The organism is Promicromonospora citrea, from assembly GCF_013004695.1.
GTDB classification, from domain to species: Bacteria; Actinomycetota; Actinomycetes; order Actinomycetales; family Cellulomonadaceae; genus Promicromonospora; species Promicromonospora citrea.
The window spans coordinates 1-4,843 of record NZ_JABEMG010000213.1 but is presented as its reverse complement, the minus strand read 5'-3'; the positions used below and the strand labels follow the sequence as shown (position 1 = coordinate 4,843).

The window sequence follows — 4,843 nt, the reverse complement described above, 5'->3', positions numbered from 1 at the left end:
CGTCGTCGCGGTGGCGGCGGTCGCGCTGGCCCTGCCGCCGACCGCCCTCCTGAGGCGAGGCGGGCACCCGACGGCCCGCTGACCCGGGGCGTGCCCCGGGCCGGTGGGCCGTGCCTCAGCAGGCGGGGGCGACGGGCCCCGACGACCCGGTGTTGAGGTAGGCGTCCGAGACCCAGTTGCCCGGCCCGATCCGGTTCCACAGGTCGGTCGTGCCGTAGGTGCCGGTCACGGTGGAGCCGGTCGCCGTGCACTCGACCACCACGTTGGCGTAGTTGCCCGCCAGCCCCTTGGCGGCGTAGCCGGTGCCGGGACCCGACCGGACGGTGAGCGGCCCGCCGCTCGTGCGCACGACGCCGCGCGGGCCGCTGCCCGTCCACAGGTACGTGACCGTGGTCCAGGCGTTGTCGGTCAGGCCGAGACCGTCCCAGAAGGTGCCGTCGGCGAGGTCGATCCCCGCCGGGTTGGCCACGCGGCGGCCGTACCCGTCGAGACCACCGTTGTAGCCGTCCTGGTAGGCGGCCTGCGCTTCCGGCTTGCCCTGCGGGAGGTCCGTCCACGACTGCCGGGTGCCCGCGGGGTTCCAGTAGTCGTCGGTGATGTTCCAGGGGCCGACGTCCCACACGGGGGCGTAGGCGCACCGGCCCGTGCTCTCCGCACACACGCGCACCGAGTAGCTGCCCGAGCTGTTCGACGACAGGCCGCGCCGCGACGGCAGGGCCACGAAGTGGTCGCGCGGGGTGATGACGTGCCCGTTCGCGGTGGTGCCGCCCACGAGCCCCTCGCGCGTCGCGAAGATCCGGTACGACCGCTCGCCCGAGGCGGGAGCGGCCTCGACGTCCTGCAGGGAGCGCGACCGCGGCGCCTGCGGCGTCAGGGTCACCTCGCGCACGGCCGGGCCGGCGCCGGCCTCGCCCACGAGCGTGACGCGGGCCTGCACGGTGTCCGACGCCGCGGGCAGCGCCGACCCGGCAGGCACCCACTCGGTCCACGCGTCGGGCCCCTGGGCGTCGAGCCTGCCGCGGACGTCGACGAGCACCGAGGTCCCGGGGGGCGCCGTGGCGTCGACGTCGGCCGCGACGGCGCCGACGGAGGAGTCGAGCGTGACGGGCGGCGCGACGAGCTGGCCGGAGGGCCCGACCGCACCCGGCGCCGCGTCGTCGGGCGGCGGGGGAGCGTCGAGGCGGAGCGCGCCGTCGCTGTGGCGCACCCCGGCGTCGTCGTCGGTGAAGGTGTCGAGGTCGACGGACCAGCCCTGCTCGGCAGGGCGGGGAGCGACGTCAGGGGTGACGGCGGCGCCCGCCGTGCCCGAGACGGCCGTGCCCGAGAGGATCAGGAGCGCACAGGTGGCGGCGGCCGGCAGGGCCCCACGGCGTCGGGTCTTGCGTACCTGGGTCAGCATGGGGGTGAATCTACGCGGACCTCACTTTCACCCGCGAGAGGAAGAGGGTGAAATTCGGCGGCCGTAGACGAGCCGCCGCAGCGCGACCTCCGCCGGGCCGCGGCGGCCCGTGCGCTCCAGCCACACCGCGAACAGCACGGTCACACCCCAGACGGCCACCGCGTACAGCAGCATCGTGAACGAGCCGAGGTGCTGTCCGAGGCCGAGGCCCCAGGCCGCGAGGACCGGCGCGCAGAGCACCGACTGCAGCAGGTAGGAGGTCAGGGACCGCTTGCCGACGGCCTGGATCGCCCCGGCGAACCAGCCGTCGGTGGCGAAGAGGTCGCGCGACGGCGCACCGGTGCGGCGCAGGGCGACGCGGTGGCCGACCAGGCCGAACAGGGCCACGTAGCCCAGGCCGCCGAAGAACCCGGTCACGATCTGGACGGGCAGGAAGACCCAGGCCGCGTGCTCCGGCACGGGCAGCACGCTGAGGTGGTCGAGCGCGGCGGGCAGCGGGCCGAGCCAGCCGACCGCGAGGCCCACGACCGCGACACGGCGCAGCAGCGGCAGGTGGTCGCCGGGGTGCTCGAGGATGCGGCGGCGTCCGGCCCAGAACGCGAGCAGCAGCATCATCGGCACGACGAGCATGAGCACGCCCTGCCCGACGGTGCCGAGCACCCAGAAGACGAGACGTTCGACGACCGAGGCCACGTACGACGGCTCGGACATGGCACCGGTGTCCGGGCCGAAGCTCTTGACCAGCTCGCGGGCGGCGGGATCGTCGGCGGGGAGCGTCGCGAGAAAGGCCGAGCCGACCACGGCGAGCAGCGTGCCGACGGTCAGCAGCCCGCCGAGCACGGACGTCCACACGATCAGCGTGCGGTCCCGCGCCTCGAAGAACAGCCAGACCACGAGCAGGCCGGCCAGGCCGTAGGCGCCGAGCACGTCGCCCATCCACAGCAGCGCGGCGTGCACGAGACCGAACGCGAGGAGCAGCCCGTTGCGCCGCTGCAGCAGCCGGCGCGCCTGCTCGTGGGTCGTCCCCGCGGCCCGCTGCCGGTTGTAGAGCTGCATCATCCCGTAGCCGAACAGGAACGCGAACATCGGGTAGGTCCGCAGGTCCACGAGGACGATGACGAGGGAGGCGGCGACCCGGTCGACGACCGTCCCGTCGACCGGGTGGGAGCTCGCCACGCCCGTCTCGCTGCCCCAGAGGTAGTACGGGGTGTTCGCGACGGCGATGAGCAGGAGCATCAGCCCGCGCGCCAGATCGGGTGCGGGCGACCGCTCGGCGGCCTGGACGGGTCCTCGGGGGAGGGCTGCGGTCTCCGGCATGGTGTCATCTCACCAGGCCGCGGGCCCTCCCGCGAGGAAAACACCGGCGAACCGGGAGGATCAGGCGGCGGGCTCCTCGTCGAGGCGCGCCCGCTCCTGCTCGACGATGCGGCGCGCGATCTCGGCGTCGGCCACGTCGGCGGCACCGGGGGCCGCACCGACCGTCGAGCGGCCGGCGTACTCGGCGAACAGCTCGGCCTTGGTGCCGAGGATCTGCAGCAGGCGCTCGTCGATGCTGTCCTCGACCAGCAGGCGGTGCACCTGCACGGTGCGGACCTGGCCCATCCGGTGCGCGCGGGCCACGGCCTGCGCCTCGACCGTCGGCTTGACCTGCGGCTCGCACAGGACGACGACGGACGCGGCCTGGATGTTGAGCCCGACGCCGCCCGCCTCGATCTGGCTGACCAGGACCTTCGGCTCGGGGGAGTGCGTGAACTCGTCGACCAGCTCCTGGCGGCGGCTCGCGGGCACGGAGCCGGTGATCGGCCCGACGGCGAGCGGACCGAGCTCCTCGACGACGGTCTCGATCACGTCGCGGAAGAACGAGAACACGACGACCTTGCGGTCGTTGTCCATCGCCTCGTCGACGATCTCCCGCAGCCGGACCAGCTTCGCCGTCGGCTCGGGTGCGCGGACGAACGCCGCGCGGCGCATGTCCGCGAACGACCGCTTGAGCACGGCCCGCCGGTAGGCGGCGCCGTCGTACCGGCCGAACTTCTCCCACTCGTCCACCTGGACGAGCTCGGGCAGCTCGGTGAGCACGTCCTCCTGGTTGCGTCGCAGGTACACCGTCGCGACGGAGCGTCGGAAGGCGGCGGCGCCCGCGAGGCCGGCGGCCGGGTCGATCTCGTCGGCGACGTCGGGCTTGAGGTAGCCGACCAGGCTGCGGAACTCCTCGACGGAGTTCTCCATGGGCGTGCCGGTCATGAACAGCACCCGCTCGGCGGACCGCGTCCAGGCCGCCGTGCGCTCGGAACGCTGGGCCCTCGGGTTCTTGACGTAGTGCGCCTCGTCGACGACGAGCAGCGCTGGGCGCGGCAGGCCCGCGGCCGCCAGGTGCCCGAGCTGGGGGAAGGTGACGATGCCGACGCCGCCGTCGGCCACCCAGGTGCGGATGCCTGCGTCCCGGTCGTCGCCGTGCAGCACGCGCACCGGCAGCTCGGAGTGGGTGGTGACCTCGCGCGCCCAGCCGGTCGCGACGCTCGCGGGGCAGACGACGAGGAAGTGCGTCCGGCGGCGGGCCGCCAGGTGGGCCATGACGGCGATGGCCTGGACGGTCTTGCCGAGGCCCATCTCGTCGCCGAGGATCGTGCGCCGCTGCACCAGCGCGTACCGCGCGCCGAACGCCTGGTAGCCGCGCAGCGAGGAGCGCAGCAGGGACGTGTCGAGCTCCTGGTCGGTGACCTTCTGCACCACCTCCTCGGGCAGGTAGCCCTCTGCGGCCTCGACGTCCACCCCGAGGTCCACGAGCTCACCCAGGGCCGCGTAGTAGGCGGCCGCGCGGGCCTCGTAGTCGCGCCACAGCTCGGCGTCGGAGGTGCTGGACAACGCCGCGTCGAGGCGGCGCAGCGCGTCGGTGACGCCGGAGGCGTCGAGGCCGTCCACGACGGGGGCCAGCGCGGTGAGCGCCGCGTCGGCGGCACGCGTGCGGGCGCGGCCCGCGACGAGGCGGCGCACCAGGGTGCCGCGCACGGCGCCTGCCCCGGCGAGCTCGGCGAGGCGGGGCACGTCGACGTCGAGCCGCTCGCCCCACGCGGCGAAGAACCGGGTCACCTGCTCGTGTGCGTGCAGGGCCCGCACCAGGCCGGTCGCGTGGGGGTCGTGGGGCGCGTGCGCGATACGGAAAGTGAGGGATGCGTCGACCGCGTCGAAGATCTGACGCGCGGCGTCCTGCAGCAGGCCCGCCGTCCGCGACCCGACGCCGTCCACGGCCACGAGCTGCGCCGTCGAGGCGTCGAGCACCTGGGCGACCGTGCGGAAGCCCGCCGCCTCGACCGGGCCGACGCGCAGGCGGCCGGTGCTCACCTCGCGGATCCGGTCGACGGGTACCTCGGCGAGCTGCGCGCGCACGAGGTCGTCCCGGGCGCCGCGGTAGGCGGCGCGGACCCGCTCGGGCGCCGCGGCGCG

Annotated in this window: 3 protein-coding genes; all 3 read right to left on the bottom strand. The window is 74.7% G+C overall.

What is annotated here, in order from left to right; genetic code table 11:
- Nucleotides 1–115 precede the first annotated feature (115 nt).
- Nucleotides 116–1,399, bottom strand: coding sequence for a DUF8814 domain-containing protein (locus HLB15_RS22425; protein ID WP_212760246.1), 1,284 nt, complete (start codon nt 1,397–1,399; stop codon nt 116–118).
- A gap of 27 nt (nt 1,400–1,426) precedes the next feature.
- Complete coding sequence (locus tag HLB15_RS22420) at nt 1,427–2,716, bottom strand: DUF418 domain-containing protein (RefSeq protein WP_171108819.1); 1,290 nt, start codon at nt 2,714–2,716, stop codon at nt 1,427–1,429.
- 60 nt (nt 2,717–2,776) lie between these two features.
- A partial coding sequence (locus HLB15_RS22415) for a DEAD/DEAH box helicase (RefSeq protein WP_171108817.1) occupies nt 2,777–4,843 on the bottom strand: 2,067 nt, incomplete at its 5' end.

Bases quoted from the DNA above. Each gene is read 5' to 3' on its own strand.
- HLB15_RS22425 (WP_212760246.1), bottom strand. From the start codon at position 1,399: ATGCTGACCCAGGTACGCAAGACCCGACGCCGTGGGGCCCTGCCGGCC.
- HLB15_RS22420 (WP_171108819.1), bottom strand. From the start codon at position 2,716: ATGCCGGAGACCGCAGCCCTCCCCCGAGGACCCGTCCAGGCCGCCGAG.